This is a genomic window from Pseudomonas sp. URMO17WK12:I7, from assembly GCF_003269045.1.
In the GTDB taxonomy this organism is placed as follows: Bacteria; Pseudomonadota; Gammaproteobacteria; order Pseudomonadales; family Pseudomonadaceae; genus Aquipseudomonas; species Aquipseudomonas putida_J.
This window is the reverse complement of the sequence record NZ_QLTL01000025.1, coordinates 1-21,718: the sequence shown is the minus strand read 5'-3', so window position 1 is coordinate 21,718 and position 21,718 is coordinate 1. Positions and strand designations below refer to the sequence as shown.

Below are 21,718 nucleotides of genomic sequence, written 5' to 3'. Positions count from 1 at the left end.
GAACCCTCCCCTGACCTTGACAGGCATGAAAAAGCCCGTGCAAGCACGGGCCGTTTCATCACCGTTTACACAACCAGATTCTAACTATCCTGACTGGCCAACCGGTCCACAGGGTCATAGCCGTAGTGACACGTTTGCTCGGGAACATCGTCCTTTGCAGGCACGATCACTTTGATCATACGGTTCAAACCGTCATAGGTCATATCACGCCCTGCGTCATCCTTGATCATACACCCGTTCAGGTTATATTTAAGTTCCACATTACCACTGGCGTAATCAGGATGATCGTTGATGATACCGGTTAACTGTGCCGGGTCATCGGGATTTTCGAATAGGTAACTTGCCTGATTGCTGCCCCCTTCAAATGCCGTTACTACATCGGTGATATTATCGATTTCATCAAAGCGGAAGTACTGCTCACGGATCGTCTTGCCAAATGGATCAACCGGGGAAAGTTCACCGTCGCTGGCATACTCCTCCAACCGCGCTCGATCGTCGTAGCCATAAGTCTCCTTACGCAGTACATGCTCACCCTCCTGCAGCGTTCGCGAGATCAAAGCGTCCCGTACATCATATTCCTGCGCCAGGCTTTGCTCTGTTGTATTCATCGTGAATGTGCGCAACACTTCTCGGTCAAACGCGTCGTAGCGCAACTCCGTTATCAGGAACTGCTCCCCTTCACGCGTATCCGTCTTGATCAGACGGCCAAGGGTGTCATACGTGAAGCGCGCCGTTACGTCCCCTAACGTCGTCAGCGCCAATTGGCCTGCAGTGTTGTATTCATAGCGCTGAACCTGGCCGAGCACATCGGTGTAGGTCAGTTCGCGCTCACGTAAGCTGGCCTGGTAATACATGCTGTAAGCGTTGCGCACTTCCGACTTGATCGCACCCGTGCTGAAATAGGTACGCTCGAGCTGCTCCCCTTGCTCGACGGCAGTGCTCAAGCGCGCGTTCTGCTTGTCGTAAGCATACGTGGCATCGAGGTTCTTCGCAGCAACCTGGGACGTCGGATCGACGACCTTGCGCGTGACAGGTTCATCATTCAATTGAGGGTTGTACGTGTAGAGAATGGTTTCACCGGCTGGCGTAATCACCTTGTGGGGCTGGCGCTGGCCCGGCAGGTAGAACATCTGCCGTTTGCGCCCCCCCGTAATTGATCCGACCATGCGGGCCAGGCCATCGAACTCTTGTTCACCGAGCACCTTGTTACCGACCTTGATGAGCACCGGCAAATCTTCTCCGCTGTGCGAGGCATAGTCGCGGTGCACCACGCTCCCGTCAGCGAGGGTTTCGTCCACCAGCCGGTCAAACAGGTCGTAGACAAAGTGTTTGCTGGCCTTGCGAGGGTCTATCTCCTGCGTCAGGCGCCCCAGGCCATCGTAGTGGTTTTGCTGCACGCTGTAGGATGCGCCGACCTGGCCCGGCGTGTCGAGGTCGAAGCGCTCCACCTGTACGGGCATTTCAAACAGGTTGAGCCAGCTGACAGTCTTGCCGGTTCGGCCTACTCCGCCAGTGGGCAGTAGTTCACCCGTGCTGGCGTCACGCAGTTCGCCATCCTCCGATTCGCGCCAACTGGTTTGCACCGGGCCTTTATTCCACTTGTCACTGCCCTGCGGGTCGGTCTGCTCGAAATGCCTGACGTTGTCCGGGCCGATCTGGCAATACTGCTGGCCCCAATCATCGTAGAGGTAGCGCGTGGTGTAGGCGGTTTCCGCTGCCGTCGCCTGCACCGGCTTGCCAACCTGTTGTGCGGCCCGGGCATCGACGTTGCCGGGCTCATAGTCCAGCCAGTCGTACTCGGTTTCCTCGACAAGGTTGCCGAAGCCGTCATGGGTCATCTTGTAACTGCTACGGAAGGCCTTGGCACGCAATTTATCGGGGTTGTCCGCATCCTCACGTTCCTGCGCCACAGCGCGGTTCAGGCCATCTACCCAGGTACGGGTGACCACTCCCTTGACATCCTCGCTGGTTTGCTCAGCCTGCTGGCCGGCCAGGGTAACCAGACTGTAAGTGTACTTGCGCGTAGCCCTGAACTCCGCGTCGTTGGGCGAGACAATCTCCTCGATCACTCGACGCAGCGGATCGTAGACGTACGCAATCTCTACCTCATTGTCGTCACGGTTGAGCAGCGGCAGGTTGGTCAACACATCCTGACGCAGGGTAATGACCTTTTCAGCATGACGAGGGCTGCCGTCCGCCTGAGGCTTGCCATGGTCGAAGCCGGTATGCGTCTGTACCGTTTGTAGCACATTGGCACCGATCTCCTGCGACATCTCATAAACGTAGGAAATGCTGGTCGGTTTTGCGTCGAGTGTGGTGACCTGCGTTTTGAGGCGGCCGTATTCCATACCGGCGCGGTGCGTATCGTAATACGTGTAATCCGTCGCACTGTATGACTGGCCGATCTGGTCGCTTTCACTGGCAAGGTTCAGTAAGGTCTCACTCTTGACCAGTAGCGTACCCGCCCTGTCTTGGGCGCCCTCCCTGGCTGGCAGCTGCGCATAGGTAAAGCGAGTACAGCGGATTGGCGCCACCGTTTGCCCCTGCTCGCCAGGGCCAGGTATCACCGTCGTGTCGCGCAGGCTGCGCACAAACTGCTGGGGATCCGGCGGGCAGTCGGTACCCGCCCCCTCCTTGGCGTAATACGCATAGCGGGTGCGCACACCGTTGGCCAGCACTTCGTCAAGCAGGTTGCCGTAATCGTCGTATAGCGTCTTGTCAGTTTCTTCCCGTGACCCTGTAGAGCCGCTGCCTTTTTTCCAGCGCCGCGTTACGGTGTCTGGCATCTGGAAGAACTTCGGCTGCCGTCTGAAGGGCAAGCCAGGCACCTCGTGATACTGCGTGGCCACTTCGTGCACGTTTTCGTTCTGCGCAGTGACTTGGCGGGTCATGAGGTGAAAACGGTTGTAGTACTGTGTAACGGTTTTCAGCACCTGCTCTGGTGCATTCTCTGGTTTGTCGGCGTGCAGGTAATGAGTGATCTGCGTGTGATACGCGAAATCCGCACCCGTAAACTGGTAGAGGTTGTCAAGGCCATTGTCGAGCCAACTGACACCAGCAGCCCCGCGCCCCAGGAAGTTATTGTCCGAGTACGCGTAGGTGGTCAACATGGCGGGCTGCCCGGCACCAGGCTCGATGCGATGACGCTTCACCCTTGGCAACGCCGGATGTACATCCCCCGGGAAGCGATGGCCAATCCTGTCACCGTACTCGTACTCGATGGTCTCGCTGCCACCTACTGGGTTGTCCACCTTGCGCAGCACCGCAAGGTTGCGGTCGCGCTCGTAAGCGAAGTGTTGGTATTGCATGCGCCAACTGCCCTTGCTCGCGGTTGGATCATCCTGGTCAAAGGGCAGTTGCACCGATACCGGCAAGCGCAATGCAGGTGTACCCTCGGTGCTCAGGCCCAGGGTATACCGCGCCAACGGCCTGCCCTGGCTACCTGAATCTGGGTGCAGGTCAAGGCGTACCTCGCCACTGGTGTACGACAAGCCAAGCAGCTTGAGCCCGGCGCCGTCTTCGATGCTGGTCAGGCAAGGTATGCCGTTGTAACTGTAGTCGTAGGCCAAGGTAATCCAGTGCCCCAGTGGGCCCTCGACGCGTACCGGCAGTGCAACGGTATTGTTACCACTGCCCCGCAGCTCCAGAAACTCTACCAGGCCGGACTTGTGCACTACCCGCCAGTGGGTGCCTGGCGTGTCTTCATGCATGTGGAAGCTTTCCAGCGTACGCTCGTCGATGCCCAGCCCGGTGCCATCGCCCATGTCAGACCCGGTGACCTTGTAACGCTCCCCGGTGTGCAGTTCCAGCATATTGCTGGCGGGCGTGTATTGCGTAAGGTTTAAACTCCAGCCATGACCAAAGCCTGAATCTTGACTGCTCATCGGGTTGAACCCCAGGCGCAGTGGCAGCGAGGGGCCCATGAGCTGGTTGCCCACCAACTCCGGCAAGCTGATACCCAGGGTGTACTGCCCGGTACGTGGGTCCACACTGTTCTGCACGAAACTCACGAAATTGAACGCATTCGAATGCAACCAGTTTTTATTGCTCATCCTTGATCCCTCGATTACTGCCTACGTTAAGTACCAGCAGGTTGCGGCTATCCAGCACGGTACGACCCAGGAAGTCGATCCGCAGCTCATGAAGGTTGCCCTCTTCATCGTACAGCTGGGCTTCGAGCCCTTTGTCCAACTCGGCTCGGTACATTTTCTGGAAGCTGCCCTTGGCCATCTTGTCGTGCCAGTACGGCATGTCAGGTACGCGATGCAGGCAGATCATCAGCTGGCCTTTGCCAGGCACCTTGTTATCGACAAAGTCGGATTTCAGCCCTTCGTACTTCAGTTCATCAGCCATCGCCAACAGGCGGCCGTCGATCGTCAGTTCCGTCGGCGCGGCCTCACCTGGGGAGTTGAAGGCATATGACAGGTAGCTGAAGTAGGTTTCCTTGAGTTGCTCGCTTTCCCAGCGAACAGCAGATGCCGCACTCAGCGTGCAGGTCATGAAACGCACCGGAACACCCAGGTGGTGACACGACAAATACCAGTAGTCGATGGTTTCGTCGCTGAAACTGAATTCGTCCTGGCTATCGGCAGGAGGCGGCGGCTCATTGAATACCCGCTCACGCTCGAACGTGTAGTCCGACTTGGGAAAGCTGGGGGCAGTGAGGCTCTGCAACTTGAGTGTGTTCTGCTTGTCGCGGGAGTCCCATTCACCGCCGCCGTCCTTGGTGAACTTGGCGTAGAATTCCGGGTTTCCGGCAGTGGTGCTCTGGAAGTAGAACAGCTTGCGCTTGGTCGCGCCTTCCCCTTGTACCTCACCCCGCACGGTCGGAGCTCCGCGGCGTTTGAACGAGTTTGCAGCCAGGTTGACATGCCAGGGCGCAACACCTGGCCCAGGACGTACCCCATCGGCATCCGCCGGTACGAATGGCAATTGCACATTGCTGATGAGGTCATAGAATTTCAGCGTACCCATCTCGGTCGGGCTCAGCGGAATTTCCAGGTCGCCCACTTTTTCGGTCTCGATGGTGACCAGCACTTCCACCTGTTGCATACCGTTGGCCAGGCATTCGGGAGTGCCACGCACCTCCAGCCTGAACGAAGACAAGCCGCGCCAGACCGGCGGAACGTTCGATTTCTCGGCCAGTTCAACCACGGCATAACCGCTGGGGTCTTCGTTGACCTCTGCCATGACCACAGCTGCAATGGATGAACGCATGGCCGGCGGGGTGTACAGCCCACTCTGGTCAATGCTGCCTTCCCCGAACACTGCCCAACGCGTAGCCAGGGCCGGGTCAGGCAGGCTGAGGGATTTTCCATTTTCCAGTTCAACCTGCTGTGCGGCCAGCGCGAACTGGATGGGTTCTGCGGCATCGACTTCGGCTACATAATCGGGCTCGAGCGTCAGCGTGCCGGGGTAGGCATAGATGACCACCACGGCTTCGGCACTTTCCCCGCTGCTGGCAGTCGCCACAATGCGCTGCATCAGTACTTCCGGGACATACTCCGTAGGTGTGTCAGGCACGAACTGCGCCATTCCCCCACCTTGGTCAGTCAGCTTGCCGTGCGCTGGCTCACCCGGCGCAATTGCAAAGGTTACCGAACTGTCGGAACTCGAAAACGTGATAGCCCGGTCGCCCTCCGACCAGGTGGCGACCCGCGGCGATAGCTCCAGGGCCTTGACCGACTCGACAATCAGGGCATTGCGCACTTGTTCGCCCTGCTGGGTCTGGAAGTGGTTGGAAACCACCACCACCTGCTGCGCCTGGCGGAAGCCTTCGGGTTGCGAGGTATAGTTCCCGCCTTGGGTAATATCCTTGGAACCGATGGAGAACTGCATCAACTCGGCCCCCCACAACTGCTGGGCGGCGTCGACGGCTGTTGTGCCCCCCTTCAATGTCAACTGGCGCCGCTGGCCGGCCTCCATCTGCGAGCGCAACGGCTCGACATTGTAGGTGTCCGGGGTTGGATCGATGCTGCCGAACAGCACTCGATCCAGAGGGTCATGCTGCTCCAGCACACCCACTGCCTGGGCGTTGGGCATGCGCAATTGATCCAGCATGCCTGACTGATACTTGGTGAAAAGGCCTTTAAGTTCCTGGTTCAACAGCACCGTGGTATTGAACGTCGGCACACCGTCTGCGCGAGTATCATTCGGAATCAGGTAGGGGAATGTAGCCGGGTTGGCTGGTAAGGTGCCATCCTTTGCACCGACCTTGAGCCTGCAAAACAGCACCACCGCCCCCTCTCCAGCATGTGGCGAATCCTTCAACAGGCCTTCAGGATGTGGCTGGGTGCGCACGGTGAAGTCCACGGGGCACAATGGCCCAAAATCACTGAAGTCCAGCGTAGCGGCAACCGTGGTCTGACTATACGAGGGGTGTTCCAGGATTTGCTGGTTGATACGCTGGCCTATGAGCGCAGCTGCCCTCTCGGTCACCCCGAGGTTACAACTGGGTAGCTCGCCCTTCGCCAGGTCGAGCGTCAAACGGCCCTGGTTGCTGATGCCGGTCGCCTGAACTTGCAACATGACCGTCATGCTCAGCTGATAACCCATGCGCTCATGCAAGTTCTTGCTGTAGTTCAGACGCGGCGGGCGGCCGGAGAAGTGCAGCCTGGAGACGACACTGCCGGTGAGGATGGGCAGCGTGACCTTGGCCTTGGCATTGGCCATCGAAGCGCTTTCGAACGAAAGCTGCGGCGGCCCGAGCACCACATTGGAGAGGGTGAGGAATTCGGTCTGGCTATCATCCAGGGCGAAGGCATCTTCGAAGGGCAGGATGAAACGCTGGTCGTCGAATGCGCTCAAAAATTGCTGCTCAAGCATCCGATTGATTTGTGCGCCATCAATCGCCACGATCGCGCCCCAGTCATGCATCACGCCACCACTGCGCAGGCGTTCCAGGAGGGCATCTTTGGAATGGATGTTCATTTCAGGTCCTCCTTGACCATGTCAAGGTAGGTTTCCACCCCAACGAACGGGATCGGCAGAATAGCGGGCACCCACTTATAGACGTCGTCGTTTTCCTCGATCGCCACGATGACGGCGTAGGTTTCATCAGACGAAGGATCGGGCGTATATACGCCGTCAACGAGCGTTCCCGCGCCCTTGACTTTGAACCAGAACGTCTTCTCCTTGGGCACGATGTGATCACCCAGCTTTTTGTTGGTGCTCCAGTGCTCCAATTGGATTCCCTGGCCTGACGGCTTGAATTCGAACCAATTGGTGATGTTTTGCATGAGCAGCAGCACTTCGACTTCCTGCTTGCTTCCTTTGGAACCTTGTGCAATTACCTGCTCAACATGCAAGTACTCGGACAGCTCTTCTTCAAGGGTCCATTCTGGCGTCTTGCGGTATGCCAGCCATTGCGCCGGAATGGGTCGTGGCCCCGAAGCAATGTCCGCTTGGCTGGCAGGGGGGACATACAGTTTCGAATAAGGGACTGCAGGATCGGCGTCTGGGTCGTCGATCACCTTGCCCTTCGCGCCGTTCGACATTTTGAAGGTAATCGTTTCGCTGCTATCCAGACCTGCGGCGCGGACCTTGTAGCCGGTGTTACCGGGGTTGGCCATCATCACAATCGGGTCAAGGCCGATATCCCGGCTGACGATGCCGACCAATGCCTGGCTCACTGCATTACCCGATTTTGCTTTCGCGGTGACGATTACCCGCTTATGGTTGCCGGGCAAGTCTGCTTGGACGGGGGCTGTGTATTCGCCTGTGTCGGGGTGGATCTCGCCTGTTTTACCGCTCTCATCCGGAAGGTTTGCGACCGACCAGGTGACCGGTACGTTTGCACCCGTGGTCTTGAATTTAAACGTGCGGCCTGCGCCCACGATGGTTTCTTCCGGGTTAATCTGGAAGGTTGTCAGTTTCGGGCTCAATTGGCCGAGCGTTACCAAAGGGCCGGGGGCATGGGTACTTTCGGTGTGAAACACCTGCCTTCCTTGGAATAGCAGATTGTGTAGGAGGAAGGTGTCGATTTCCGTGTCCAGACGCTCAAATCCTTCCGTCAACTGCGGAACGAGTTTATTATCGAGGAATTCTTTATAGCCCGAGCTGTACAATACAGCGTATGCGAATATTACGTCTTCAAAACCGTCCACACTCATCGAGGAACTGTAAACTTTCTCTCCAAACTTAAAACTAATAACACCATTCACATCAGGCGACAAATCATACGCACCCTCATAGCTGTGCCGAAATAAGAAGTCCCCGTAAACCATTTTGTTGTGAACATGCTCATAAATTTTCACGGGAACAGCGGCACCCCCCGTCCACGTCAATTTAATCTTGCCATCAACAAACCGTAACTTCAGGTCTCCATAATGACCATATTCATCACGCTGATCCGTAAAAACCGCACCGAAATCAGCGGGATACAAAGTAAAGTAATCTTTTATGACCCAAGGTTGAGACATTACCCTCCCACCACTCGTAGCAGTAATCGCACCATTCTCGTATTTCGCAAAAAACTCGATCCCATTGTAGTCCATATTTTTGATGATAACGGGCACCGTCCTTTCAAACATCTTGGTTCCCGAAAAAAGCATCGCAGCCGAGAATTCACCAGCCTTACCCGGGAGAAAGTAACTAAATCCTTTTGCCGGAAGCTTCAGGTCTGATTGATTGCCTTCCATCTTAACAAAAACCAATACAACGCCATCGCCCTCGCTGTCGGCACCCAATACCTTGCTGTCCGCGGAAGCCTGTGTCCGTATCGTTATGGACTGGGGCTTCATCAAGTTGTCCGTGCGTGTCATGTGGCTGAGCTCAAAAATCTTATGTGCGCCCAACCAGCTTTCAAACACCTTCTTTACGGCGTCCCCGCCAATCGCGTCCTCTATAGGGGTGTCCGCAAACGAGAGTTCGTATGCCGTCCCCTTGCTCAAATCCATGCCAACACGCCCTCTGGTCAGGCCGACGTTGACCTCCTCCAGGTTCACACGCGCACGCAGGATTGGACCATTCAAAGCATCCGCCATCTTGATACGGGTCACTTGCCGCAATTTTTTATTATTCGGATTTTCGATCGTAATCTGCTTGCCGCCAACGACTTTCATAATCAAGTCTAGCCGCGAACTTTCGAGGTTGGCGTTAGAAAAGGACAGGCGTGGCTTATCAAACCGATAGTCGATGACTCGCTCAATCACGCCAGCGGTGGTGGATGCATCAAACGTAACAGGTGGGAACCAGGATTCTTTATTGAAACGCTGAATATACTCCTGCAGCAGAATGACGTTTGTCTTGACCCTGTCGTAAACAAGAATCGCATCCCACCCAAGGCCATCCACCTCCTTCGCCATCAAATCCAGATACGCCTGTAGTGACAAGCGCTCACCCGCCGCAAAAAGTCCAGTATTCTTTTCCATGATCAATACTCAGTTAATAAAATCAGCCATTTATGGATTCAACGTCAAATCCAACCCTGGGAAATCAAACCAGGTGTCGTCTTGACCCGTATTTTCAAAATTAACTTTTACATCCAGCAGAAAATTGCCACCCAGCTTCTGCTCCCCCAAAATCCCCTTATCCAGCTTCACCACTACTTCGCGATTACGCACCTCCTCTTCGCTCGCGAATTCACTGCGTAACAACTCCACGAGGGCACTGCCATTTTTTTTCACGCCGCGGTAAACAACGTTGAGCCGCTGCCCAATTGCCATGAACGCCCAGGCAGGCAGCCTCAACGTGGCACCTGCACTTGGCACCGCAGCCAGCGACAACGTCGTACCCGACGCTTCGTCACACTGAATGGTCGGATAGCGTGTCCGCGCCAGGGGCAGAACCCGCAATTGCACGAGCGGCGACTCCAATGGGGGCAAGTTGTCGCGTAGCAAGCGGAAAAACACCGGGAAGCGCTTAGCCGTTGCACTTTCAGTCGCCTCCATGTTGGCGGCGACGGCAGTGGGCGGAACAGTGAAGCGATACGGAGGAACACTTCCCTCCACCAGTGTCTGTTCGTATTGCCCGGCTTGCGAACGTCCTTGCCAGACCAACTGCAGCCGCTCACCCGCGCGCAGGTCAGGGTCGGGCACCACGACGGTGGCACCGGCTGTCGCCTGTTCAGCAGCCAGCCACATGTTTGGTTCTGGGGGTTCTGTCTCCCCATCCAGCACAAGAACGGGCAGGAAAGTTCGCGGCTGCAGCACTTCGATGTCCAGCAGCTGCCCTGCAAGGCCCAGCCCTTCGCGAGCAACCTGGTAACCCAGCGTCAGCTGCTTCGCGCCTTTGAGCACCTGCGCATCCAGGTGTACACCCTGCACCCCCGTGGCAAGTGTGGTCAGGTCGGCACGCAACGCAGCAGCACCTGGCTCATCGTTGACATGCAGCAATGTCCAGTCAGCGGTATTCAACGCCGGGTACGGAGGCACCTGCACCGTCAGGCCGTCAGGGAACCTTTCAGGATCCAGTGGGCCACCGGTGTAGCCCACAATATCAACGGCAGGCAGCAAAGCCGGGTCTGCGGGTATCGCGTCAATTCGATAGGTCTGGACTGGCCCATCAACCCCTTCGTTGTGATGGGAAAAAGCGATCTCGTAATGAACTTCTGCATGTCCCTTCTTGATGAAGTTGAACGGCCCCTTAGGTACCAGCCAAGCCAGGCTGTGGCCAACACGGTCCTCCTCCACTTCCAGCCGATAGGCATACTCCTTGTCCAAAGCACCGTTGGCTTTGTAACCGCGAAGCACCAATGTCACGGTGTCCCCCGCACGCATCGCGGCATAGGGCGGCGCCACGAACATAACGCCGCTGCTGCCCAACGCGTCCGGATCGATATGCAAGGCATGGGATTCAACGGCCTGCGCCACTGGCATATGCTCCATGCGATGCGGCCGTACGCCGATGAAGCTGAAGGTACGCAGTGAGCTGGCAGGCGTACCGCTCACACGCTCATAGTGATAGAAGGCATAACCTTGATCGGCCTGGCTGAGATAGTGATTGGCAATATGCACGCGCAGACGTTGTTTGGCCGGGTCAAACTCCGGCTCTTCGACCTCGATCTCTGTACCCACCGTCTCCAGGGCACTTCCCTCAGCCGTGGCACCTCGCCAATAAATCCTGATCTTGTCGCCTACGGCGATCCCATCGTATTGAATGTACGTAACCAATGCCTCATCGCCTAACTCCTTCAGGTCGATTTCGTCATACGAGTTACGGTTTTCAATGGTCGGCGCAGGAAGCAAGTCTTCCTGCCTAGCTGCAGGGGGGCGTCGCATGAAAATTGCCTTATTCGAATGGACTGGCCATTAGTAATAAGCTCAATCAGCACGTTCACCAACTGGCAAAAATACTAGGTAAGCGCCGGGCTAACACACTCTTGACGAAGACGCACCTGACAGTTTTAACAGGTACGCCCCTGTCATTTCTGCCAGGTGCCTGCGGCCACGCAACCTTTTAAGCTTTTTGTGCGGCCTCCCCCCTGAGATGACCAATCAAATAGTCAGCCATAGGACACAATGATGAAAGTTTTAAGAAAGGGCATCCTGCTTCCTCTGTGCATTGCCATGTTCAGTGCAACACTGAGCACACAGGCCTATGCCAGCGAGCCACTCGGCGGCGTCACACTGTTGAGCAAAAACAACATGCCTTGCGGTTTTCTTCCGCCTGCCGAGGGTTCGGGGCAGACCTATAATTATGCGACGAATAGCCCAAGCTACGAATGCTATCCCAACACCGTGCGGAGCGTTCGCTTTGACCGGCTACCTTCAGCCATGGAAGTAATCTTTTCCTCCCGACCTGACTGCAATACGACAGCGGCCGGAGAAAACGACTATTGGCTTAAATTCAAAACCACCGCCACCAACACGGGGTCCCCACGAATCTATTCACTTGAAGAACTTCAAACCTATTCAAAAGGCCAAACTATATTTCGCGGCTTGAAACTCGTGGACAAAAAAGCGGTGTCTGGCGATACCATGCGCGATGCGACCACGTGCGTAAAGTTTGTTGCATCCGCCGATATTGACACCCCGAGCCCGATGGCGTCGTTAAAACTAAAGCCTGGCGGAACGCTGGGTGAAAAAAAAGAGAGCGAAGACATAGAACGTGTCTGCCCTGACGCTTCGATGATATATGAACGAAAACACCGTGGTGATGAAAACGGGAAGACCTCTTATAACTGCCGCACTGCTGAAGGTTATGTGATCGAAGACCGAAAATGGTCTGTCACGTTTCGGGAATCGGGCCTGGACCCAGACGAGGAAAGCGCGATGCCATCCGGCAATGACAAGCGCTATATCTATTTTACCTGCCCGATCAACACCGTCATGACCGGCCGCCATCATAAGGACGATGAAAATGGGAACACCCGGTATCAATGCGCCTCCCTCGTCGACTCAACCAACAAACGCAGCGTTCTTGTCGAACCCACCCAGTGGTCACCCGAGCACAGCGAAAGCAGTGACACAGACGAAACATGCGCAGAGAACGAAGTAATGATCGGCCGTGCGCACAAAAACGATGAGAACGGTGAAACCCGCTACCTCTGCGCAACCCTTCGACCTACCGCACAGTAAAGGAGCAACTGGATATGTCGACGACCTCAACAGCGCAATCCAACGCCTATAACTTCAGCAGTTTCGTGCAGAACAGCGTAGACCCGCGCACCGGTCAATTCACCCTGGCTATCGTGCTGCCAGAACTGGTAGGTAACGATCAGATGGGCCCGGCATTGCCGCTGCGCCTTGGCTTCAACCCGATGAACCATCTGGATGCCGGTTTCGGCCACGGCTGGAGCCTTAACCTCAGCCAGTATGTGCCTGCCAGCAATATGCTCAGCCTGCAGACCGGCGAGACGATAAAGGTGACCGGCAGCGATAAGGGCGACGGTACCGGGCTGGCAATCGACGAGCGCAAGCTGGAAAGCTTCCACCTGCACCAGGAAGATGCAGAAAACTGGCGTGTGGAATACAAGAATGGCTTGGTGGAGTTTCTGCAGCTCAAAGGCCCCAGCAACCGCCGCGTTGCCCTGCCGGTCCGCATCGAAGCGGCGTCTGGGCATGGGATCACCCTGAACTATGATGACAACTTCAACCAGATACCCTGCCTGACAAGCATCGTCGACGGAAACGACGTGACACTGCTGAACATTGCTTACAACAGTGGCAGCGTAGTGTTCGACCTGTATCCGAACGTCGACAGCAAAACCCTGCCTGCGGCCCGTTATGAGGTCAAACTCGAAAAGCGTGGAACCCCAGCGCTAAGGCTCCCCAACCAAGTGCTGCTACCGACCGCGGAAGGTGCCGGCTGGGCATTTGATTACGAGTACATCGAGTATGACAAGGACCAGGAACAGAACCTGGCACTAATCAAGGAGATGACCACCCCTTACGGGGCCGTGGAAACGATCGAATATTGGGTCGGAAACAATGGACACCGGTTCCCGAACGATGCCCGCCCGCCGCTGCCACGGGTCAAGCGCCATGCCATCGACCCACGCTTCGGTCAGCCGGTCATGGTCACCACCTACGATTACACCGACAACAACTACCTCGGCAGGGGTGCCAGTGGCATCACGTGGCGTGATGATGGCCTGGACAATTTGTACCAGTTTACCGGCAACGATTTCGAATATGGTTCAACCGCCAGCCATTGGCTCAAGGCAGCCGATGACACTTCAAAGGGCGATGGCAAGGTGCTGAAAACCACTACCAGTCGCTATAACCGCTTTCACCTGATAATCCGCGAAACCGAAGTGCAGAACGGTTGCGTGCAGGAAACCAGCACCGAATACCACGAGCAAAAGGGGATGCCATTTGCCCGGCAACCGGCGTACTTCCAGCTGCCGCACAAGGTGACCCTACGCTGGAAGCTCGAGGGGGGGGCCACCTGGCCCCGCGAAGAAACCAAAACGACGACTTTCGATGAGCATTGCAACTTGCTCGAGGAGATCGAGCACAACGGAATCCGCACCGCATACACCTATTACCCCATCGAAGGCGAAAAGGAAATTATCGATGGCAAGGAACAGGTCGCCTGCCCAGCCGACCCGCAGCACTTCAAGCGACGGATCAAGTACAAGACCACCTATCCCTCTACTCAGGCAAAAAGTGAGGCGGCCATCCTGCGTAGTCATTATCGCCACAAGGCAATCGCCCCTCTCGATGGCGCACGCAAGAGTTTCGGCGATACGTTGATCAGCGACCAGCGCACCTTGCAACTGGCCAGCGCCGAGGAGGGTGCAGCCGGTACCCTGTTGCAACACAGCGAACTTACCTATCTCGAGAAGCCGGACAACCCTCTGCTGCACATGCGCCCGAACACCGTGCGCCAGACCATGAAGCATGGTGACGACCCGCTCAAGGACAAGACCACCACCAGCTCATGGTTCTACAGCCTGATCAATGGCGATGACGGCAAGCAGAGCCTGCTCCAGACCCGTCACACCACGAAGGGTCATGACCTCATCGAACGCACCCTGCTCAATGCCGTATCACGCTACACCGGCCAAGTCATGCGCCAGCAGGACAGCAATGGCGTGTATACGCACATCTACTACGATGCGCTGCGTCGCCGGGTCCGCGAAACCGTGGCACCAGATACCCGCTTCGAGGAATCGCGCACCTACGCCTACCACTTGAGTGTGAACGGTTCCCAGCCATCAAATGTGACAACCGATGTGCAGAAGGTTGTAAGTACCCTGTTGTTCGACGGCCTCAACCGCAGCGTAAGCGAGAAACGCGAAATCGATACGGCCAATGACCCTGAAAAACCGGTACGCCAGACGTTTCTGGTGGCGACGAAGCAATACGACAGCGTGGGGCGCCAGTGCGCTGAAACGGTCTATGACGCGCTCGATGACAACGAACGCCTCGAACTGACCACCCGCTTCGAATACAGCGACTGGGGCGACCTGAGCAAGACCATCCGCCCTGATGGCGTCATTGAGCGCCGGCAACGCGACCCGTTCGGCACAGACGGCGAGATCATCGAAACCTGGCAGGAGCGCCCGAATGAAGGGACGCCGGAAAAACCGGTCAGGCGCCAGTTGCACAAAACAGAACTCAACCGCTTTGGCAAACCCGTGTATGAACAGCGCATTGACCTGGATGGGCAAGAAGTGGGAAGGCGTGATTACCTGTACGACGGCCTTGGCCGTAGCGTGCAGGAGACACGCACCCAGCGCGACCCGCGAAGCACTAAAGCGGCGCCCAAGGCTCCCATGCGCCATACATGGAAGTTCAGCTATGACGTCTGGGGCCGCATGGCGCGCAACGAACGCCCCGACCAGAGCGCATTAGTGCGTAAGTTCGCCAACTTTACCAGCGAGGACCTCACGACGCAGCTTGGGCTCGAAGGCGATGCGACCCCTATCTGCACTCGCACCTTCGATGGCCTCGGCCGCATGAGCACGCTGGCCGTCGGGCCGCGGATCGAGCGCTATGACTACCAGGAAGGGCGTACCCTGGTCCACCAGCATCACCGCAGCAGCAAACGCACCCATACCTATAGCTATCAGCCTGAAGTCACGACCCAACCCACTCTGATCAGCACCACCCTCACCGACGAAAAAGGGCAGCAGACGACAAGTCTCGACAACCCGAGCTTCAATTTCGAACGCCCAGACGCCTCCATTACCTCGGCCACCAACACCGAGGGCAAGCGCACCTACCTCTACACCGACCAGGGCTACTTGCTACAGGAAAGCTGGGCAGGTGAAAGGACTAACAGCCGTATCACCGACGACCATACCATCCACTATCGCCACTCGCTGCAAGGCCGCACCCTGGCGCGCACCAGTCATGATGAGGCAACTGTTCACCGCTATGACGCGCAGGGCCGCCTGGCCACAACCACGCGGGGTAAACTTGAGGCCAGCTTCGAATACGACGACGATGGCCGGCTGAAAAAAACCGAAACCGTGGACCAGCACAGCAAGCGCAAGGTCACCTGTGAACAGCAGTACGACTGCTTCGGCCGCGAGGTGCAACGCACCTTCACCCTGGACGACGGAACGGTACAGGTGTTGACGCAGCAGTGGCGTGACGATGATCAGCTGCACACCCGTACACGCCATCAGGGCGAAGAATTGCTACTTGAGGAGACCTTCGCCTACGATCAACTGGACCGCCTTGACAGTGTCGAATACAAAGGCTCGCAACTGCCCCGCAACACGGCCGGACGCGCCATGACCGAGCAGTACATGCGCTTCGATGAAAGGGACCAACTGACCGACTGCATTACCAACTTTGCAGACGGCGAAACGGACGAAGCCAGCTTTACCTACAAGACTGATGGCAGCTGCCAGCTCGAACGCGTGACCCACAGCCTGCAGCCAGACTACCCAGCCGACCAAGCCTTCAGCTACGACGCCGACGGCAACATGCGCAACGATGAATGGGGCCGCCTGCTGCACTACGACGACCGCAGCCGCCTGACCGAGGTTCGTGCCAGCGACGATGTAGAGGTACTGGCCAAGTACCGCTACGACGGCCATGACCACTTGCTCGGGGTGAAGCACGGCAACGCCGCCGAGGTGCAGCGCCGCTACCAGGGCTACCGCCTCAGCGCCACCCACGATAGCGGCGTGCTCACCCACTACCTGTATGACGGTGAAACCCCACTGGCCATGCAGGTGCAAGGGCAGCCTGCCGACGACCGCCTGCTGCTGACCGATGCAGCGGGCAGCGTGGTCGGCGAGTATGCCGAAAGTGGCCTGCACAACACCCGTTACAGCGCCTACGGTGAGCGCACGCTGGATAAGAAGGACGAGGAAGAGCAAAACCTGGCCTGCCTGTTGGCGTTCAATGGCGAGGTACGTGAAGCCGCCTTTGGCTGGTACCTGCTGGGTCGCGGCTACCGTGCCTACAACCCCGGCCTGATGCGCTTCCACAGCCCGGACTCGCTCGCACCGGAGCAATCCGGCACCAACCCTTACCTGTATGTACTGGGCAACCCGGTCAACTGGCGCGACCCCACCGGGCATTACGCCGAAAGCAACAACGATCCGCTACCGCCGGTCATCGACCCCATCAAGAAGCCCAAGCTGTCCTTCTTAGAGAAGTGGCAAAACGTGATGTATGCCGCGATAGGTGCCATTGTCGGCCTGGCCTTCGTAGCTGCCTTCCCGCCTGCCGGCATCGGCATTCTATTCGCCGTGGCCGGTGGTATTGCTGTGACTGCTGGGCTAGGTATGGCGGTGTACGGCACAATGGCCGATAACCCAGAGATTACCCAATACGGCATGATACTTTCGGCCGTTGGTGGTTCTATCATGTCCTTGGCATCAGTAGGCCAGAAACTTCATCAGTGGGGTAGAAGCAAGTTTTCCAGCAAGGCGGGGGCTGATACGGATTTGAGAGGGCCGCAGGCTGACCCCGTTCAAAATACAGTTAATTCCCCCGTTGTCCCTGATCCGTTGCCTGATCCAATTCCTTCGCCTGTTGCATCTGCCAGGGGCAGCGTGCGTTCAACAGCCTCAGCAGAAACAAGCATTCCGGCTGTCGATTATGATAGTACCCCCAAAGCCAGCCCTGTGGCCGTTAGAAAGGAAGCGCCTCGCCCTCCTGCACAACAGGCAGCTTCGACTGGCAACCATTCAACGCTCCTAAACGAACTCTCGACGTTCCAGTTCAAAAGACGTATCAAGTTGGAAGATGCTTCGAATACATTGACCCGGAACACCAAGGGAGAAAGCTCGGGAGGCAGCACGCTTTTCGGGAGTAAACAAGGGATAGTACTAAACAGCTAATTTTCCGTACACCCTTCACTCCCACATCTTCAAGGCGGAAAATCTCTGTTCTTCAGGGCCCTACGGGGCCCTGATTCTTCCCCCGCTGCCACTGCAAAACAATTCCCCTCCCCAAAAAGAAATCACCTACATCCTGCATCGCCATTAATTCCTATCGTGCGGCCCTTCGTTTCCGCTGCCACGGCCAACCTGCGCAAAGGCCAGGCCCGTCGCCCCCGATAGGTACCGTCCATGCCCCCCCTCCCCCAACGCTCACGCACGCCATCCCGCCTGCGCCTTGCGCCGTTGCTGGCGCTGGGTGGCACCAGCCTGCTGCTGTGTGCCTACCGGCCAGCGCTGGCCAGCCCGCCTGCACCGGCGTTCAACCCCAGTTTCATGCGCCAGGCCCCTGGCGAGTCGGCCGACGCCGCACAGCTGGCGCTGCAGTCACTCGCCGCCAGTGACTCCCTGACACCCGGCCGTTACCGCGTCGGCATCACGCTGAACCTGGCCCACATTGGCGAGCGCGAACTGGACTTCTTGCCCAGCCTCGACCAGCAAGGCCTGCACGCGTGCCTGTCGGCCGACCTACTGCGCGAATTCGGCCTGCGCGAGGAGGCCCTGGAGCAGCCGCTGGATGACAGCATGCCCTGCCAGGACCTGGCCCACCTGCTGCCCGACGCCCGTGCCGAACTGGACCCTGGCAAGCTGCAACTGGCCGTGTCGATCCCGCAGTTCGCCCTGCGCCGCGACATTGCCGGCGCGGTACCGGCCGAGCGCTGGGACGCCGGCATCAACGCCGCTTTCCTCAACTACCAGGTCGCCACCCAGGCCCTCAACCGCCGCGATGGCAGCCAGGCCAGCCATGACCTGCTGTTCAACAGCGGCGTCAACCTCGGCGCCTGGCGCCTGCGCAGCAGCCAGGCGCTGCGCGACGATGGCCAAGGCGAACGCCACTGGACCCGCACCAACACCTACGTGCAACGCGACCTGCCCGACAACCGCGGCAACTTCACCCTCGGCGAAACCTTCAGCCACGGCGAAGTCTTCCGCAGCCTGCCATTCAAGGGCATGCAGGTAGCCTCCGACATGGGCATGCTGCCTGATGTGATGCAAAGCTACGCACCGGTCATCCGCGGCGTCGCACAAACCCGGGCGAAACTGGAGGTGCTGCTCAACGGCTACCCGATCTACACCACCTTCGTCGCCCCTGGGCCCTATGAGATCGATGACCTTGGTATAGGTGGCGGCAGCGGTGAACTGGAAGTGGTCCTGACCGAGGCCGACGGCCAGGTACGGCGCTTCATCCAGCCGTATTCCAGCCTGGCCAACCTGCTGCGCCCAGGCGTGTGGCGCTACAGCGCCACATTGGGCCGCTACAATGGCGCCGAACACCTCGACAACCCACTGCTGTGGCAGGCGACCCTGGCCCGCGGCGGCAGCTGGAGCACGTTGTATGGCGGTGTACAGGGCGGGGATTACTACCGCGCTGCACTGCTCGGCATGGCCCGCGACCTGGGGAACCTGGGCGCAGTGTCACTGGATGTCACACAGGCCAGCGCCGACCTCGGCGAGCGCTTCGGCCAAGTGCAAGGCCAGAGCTATTCCGCCCGCTACGGCAAGGCGTTCACTACCGGCACCAACCTGCGGTTCGCCGGCTACCGCTACTCCAGCGAAGGCTACCGCGACTTTGACGAGGCCGTACGCGAACGCCATGCCTACAGCGGTTACCTGGGCAACCGCCGCAGCCGCCTCGAAGCCTCGGTGTACCAGAGCCTGGGCAGTCACGGCTCGCTGAGCCTGACCCTGTCCCAGGACGACTATTGGCGCAGCAACCTGCAGCGCAGGCAGTACCAGCTGCAGTACAACACCCAGTACCGCAACATCAACTTCAACCTGTTTGCCTCGCAATCGCTTACCCGCGGCAGCCACCAGGACCGCCTGATCGGCCTGAGCATGACCTTGCCCCTGGACTGGTTCAACGGCGCCAGTGCCACGTTCGCCACCCAGGCCAGTAATGGGCGCCAGAGCCAGCGCGCCAGCCTCAGTGGTGGCGCGCTGGACAACCGTTTCAGGTATACGGCCTCCACCACCCGCGACGTTCAGCAACAGACCTCCGGCGCATTCTCGGTCGGTTACCAGGGCGCCAAGGCCAACGTCGGTGCTGGCTACACCCAAGGCAGCGATTATCAATCTTTTTCGGCCAACGCCAGTGGCGCCATGCTACTGCACGCGGGTGGCCTGACCCTGGCCAGCCAGCTGGGCGAAACCAATGCCTTGATCGAGGTCCCCGGTACGCCTGGCCTCGGGGTGCAAAACACCCCTGGCGGCAGCACCGACAGCGCAGGCTTCCTGATCGCACCACACCTGCGCCCGTACCGCAGCAACCCGCTGCATCTGGAAACCGCCAACCTGGCCCCGCAGATACAGATCGACAACGGCAGCACCCAGGTTGTGCCCCGTCGCGGCGCAATCGTCAAAGCAACCTTTGCAGCCCGCAATGTCAGCCGCCTGGTCCTGACCTTGCTACAGGCCAACGGCAAGCCGCTACCCTTTGGCGCCCAGGTCAGTAATGAGCAGGGCGAGGTACTTGCGGTAGTCGGTCAGGCTGGCCAAGCGCTGGTGGCCACCGACGACAAACCACAGCGATTGCGCGTGCAGTGGGGCACGCAGACCTGCCAGTTGGCAATCGCCCCTCGCAGCATGCGACAAGAACAAGGTTACCGCCTGGAAACCCTGCAATGCCCGAACCCCACGACAGCCAGCACCCGGACCTGAACCCATGAAATTATCCCCTCGCGTCTCGTTGACCTCCCTGTGCCTGGCACTGATGGCCAGCGGAGAGGCATTTGCAGCATCGTTGTGCGAATGGGCCGGCAATAGCGGCGAACTGGTGCACAACCTCACTCTCAGCCCGCAATGGGTAGCCCGGGATGCGCCAATCGGCTCGGTAATCGGCCAGGCAGACGTGCGCTACAACCTGCCTAACGAGGCGGGCCTACGGCTGGTTTGCACCAACTTCCTGGCCCAGGGGCCGCGCCTCACGGCCAGCGTGAACAATACCCAGCCACTGTTCACCGGGTCACTGCCGCCGGTCAACGGCGAAGACCTCACCGGTCGCGTGATCCAGACGGGCGTGGACGGTATCGGCATTCATGTGCGCCTGGACAACCCCTATCACGGCGCAGGCGGCACGCCCGACAATGCCTGGACCTTCATCAAATGGACATCAGTGCCCTGGCAAGGCTATGCCGACCATGACCCCGGCCCGCTAGGCATCGAAATGACCAACCTGCGTGCGTTCATCACGCTGATCAAGACCGGCCCGATCGCGCCCGGCCCCCAGTCGTTCAACGGTGTGCAGCTGTTCAGTGGCACCTACAGCCATGTCGGCACCGTGATGCGGTATCACCTGCATGGCACGGTGACCGCCGCGCAATGTACGCTGAAGGCCGATGCGGTCAGCCCGTCACCGGTCGACTTGGGCGCCCACGAGGTGAAGGACTTCGGCAACCCTGGTGACGCCACCAAAGCAGTCCCCTTTCAGATCAGGCTCAACGACTGTGAAAGTGATGCGTCTGGCGGCACTCAGGCCTATGTTCGGCTCGACGGGGCCAACGGGTCGACTCCGATCGACGTAGACAAAGGCGTGTTCAGCCTGTCCAGCGGTTCGGGGGCTACCGGCATCGGCATCCAGGTGCTGCAAGCAGACGGCATCACCCCCTTCCGACTCGAAGAGGACATTGCTGTAACACCGCTGAGCCCAGGCGACATCACCCTGAACTTCCAGGCCCGCTATTACCAGACCGCAGCCACTGTCACCCCTGGCGAAGCCAATGGGGCGCTCAATTTCACTATCACTTATCGCTGAGACGCGCCCAGCCTGGCAACGTGCTTGCCAGGCTTGCGGTTTTCAGAAAGGCGAAAACGCAAAAAGGGACCCTAAGGTCCCCTTTTGCGTTACATATTTGGAGCGGGAAACGAGACTCGAACTCGCGACCCCGACCTTGGCAAGGTCGTGCTCTACCAACTGAGCTATTCCCGCAA

General features: G+C 58.2%; 8 protein-coding genes and 1 tRNA gene. 4 read left to right on the top strand and 5 right to left on the bottom strand.

Annotated elements, in window-relative coordinates; genetic code table 11:
• Positions 1-80: 80 nt before the first annotated feature.
• From H040_RS25375 to H040_RS25360, 4 genes are read right to left on the bottom strand one after another with little or no spacing between them, the layout of a single operon-like run.
• Positions 81-4,052 carry an RHS repeat domain-containing protein gene (locus H040_RS25375; protein WP_027919470.1) on the bottom strand — a complete coding sequence of 1,324 codons (3,972 nt, stop codon included), beginning with the start codon at positions 4,050-4,052 and terminating at the stop codon, positions 81-83.
• Positions 4,042-6,930 (bottom strand): hypothetical protein, encoded by a 2,889-nt coding sequence (locus tag H040_RS25370; protein WP_027919471.1) that lies wholly within the window; start codon positions 6,928-6,930, stop codon positions 4,042-4,044. The genes H040_RS25375 and H040_RS25370 overlap by 11 nt, the downstream gene beginning before the upstream one ends.
• Entirely contained in the window at positions 6,927-9,371 is a 2,445-nt protein-coding gene (locus H040_RS25365) for a hypothetical protein (RefSeq protein WP_027919472.1), read from the bottom strand. The genes H040_RS25370 and H040_RS25365 overlap by 4 nt, the downstream gene beginning before the upstream one ends.
• 30 nt (positions 9,372-9,401) lie before the next feature.
• Positions 9,402-11,219, bottom strand: a complete 1,818-nt coding sequence (locus tag H040_RS25360; RefSeq protein ID WP_143512536.1) for a hypothetical protein — start codon at positions 11,217-11,219, stop codon at positions 9,402-9,404.
• A gap of 243 nt (positions 11,220-11,462) precedes the next feature.
• On the opposite strand from H040_RS25360, the gene H040_RS27330 reads away from it, so the two are divergent.
• From H040_RS27330 to H040_RS25340, 4 genes are all read left to right on the top strand, one after another.
• The gene (locus H040_RS27330) at positions 11,463-12,518 is read left to right on the top strand and encodes a hypothetical protein (protein ID WP_143512535.1); all 1,056 of its coding nucleotides are present in this window, start codon (positions 11,463-11,465) and stop codon (positions 12,516-12,518) included.
• 14 nt (positions 12,519-12,532) lie between these two features.
• Complete coding sequence (locus H040_RS25350) at positions 12,533-17,692, top strand: RHS repeat domain-containing protein (protein ID WP_050437230.1); 5,160 nt, start codon at positions 12,533-12,535, stop codon at positions 17,690-17,692.
• Positions 17,693-17,923: 231 nt separating this feature from the next.
• A complete protein-coding gene (locus H040_RS25345) occupies positions 17,924-20,449 on the top strand; it encodes a fimbria/pilus outer membrane usher protein (protein ID WP_027919475.1) in 2,526 nt (841 codons plus the stop codon).
• Between the two features lie 4 nt (positions 20,450-20,453).
• Positions 20,454-21,542, top strand: coding sequence for a fimbrial protein (locus H040_RS25340; protein ID WP_027919476.1), 1,089 nt, complete (start codon positions 20,454-20,456; stop codon positions 21,540-21,542).
• 98 nt (positions 21,543-21,640) lie between these two features.
• Here the strand turns inward: H040_RS25340 and H040_RS25335 are convergent.
• Positions 21,641-21,716, bottom strand: a tRNA-Gly gene (locus H040_RS25335).
• Between the last annotated feature and the right edge of the window lie 2 nt (positions 21,717-21,718).

Excerpts from the sequence above, each read along its gene's own strand:
- H040_RS25375 (WP_027919470.1), bottom strand. The coding sequence starts at position 4,052 with ATGAGCAATAAAAACTGGTTGCATTCGAATGCGTTCAATTTCGTGAGT.
- H040_RS25370 (WP_027919471.1), bottom strand. The coding sequence starts at position 6,930 with ATGAACATCCATTCCAAAGATGCCCTCCTGGAACGCCTGCGCAGTGGT.
- H040_RS25340 (WP_027919476.1), top strand. The coding sequence starts at position 20,454 with ATGAAATTATCCCCTCGCGTCTCGTTGACCTCCCTGTGCCTGGCACTG.
- H040_RS25365 (WP_027919472.1), bottom strand. The coding sequence starts at position 9,371 with ATGGAAAAGAATACTGGACTTTTTGCGGCGGGTGAGCGCTTGTCACTA.
- H040_RS25350 (WP_050437230.1), top strand. The coding sequence starts at position 12,533 with ATGTCGACGACCTCAACAGCGCAATCCAACGCCTATAACTTCAGCAGT.
- H040_RS25360 (WP_143512536.1), bottom strand. The coding sequence starts at position 11,219 with ATGCGACGCCCCCCTGCAGCTAGGCAGGAAGACTTGCTTCCTGCGCCG.
- H040_RS25345 (WP_027919475.1), top strand. The coding sequence starts at position 17,924 with ATGCCCCCCCTCCCCCAACGCTCACGCACGCCATCCCGCCTGCGCCTT.
- H040_RS27330 (WP_143512535.1), top strand. The coding sequence starts at position 11,463 with ATGAAAGTTTTAAGAAAGGGCATCCTGCTTCCTCTGTGCATTGCCATG.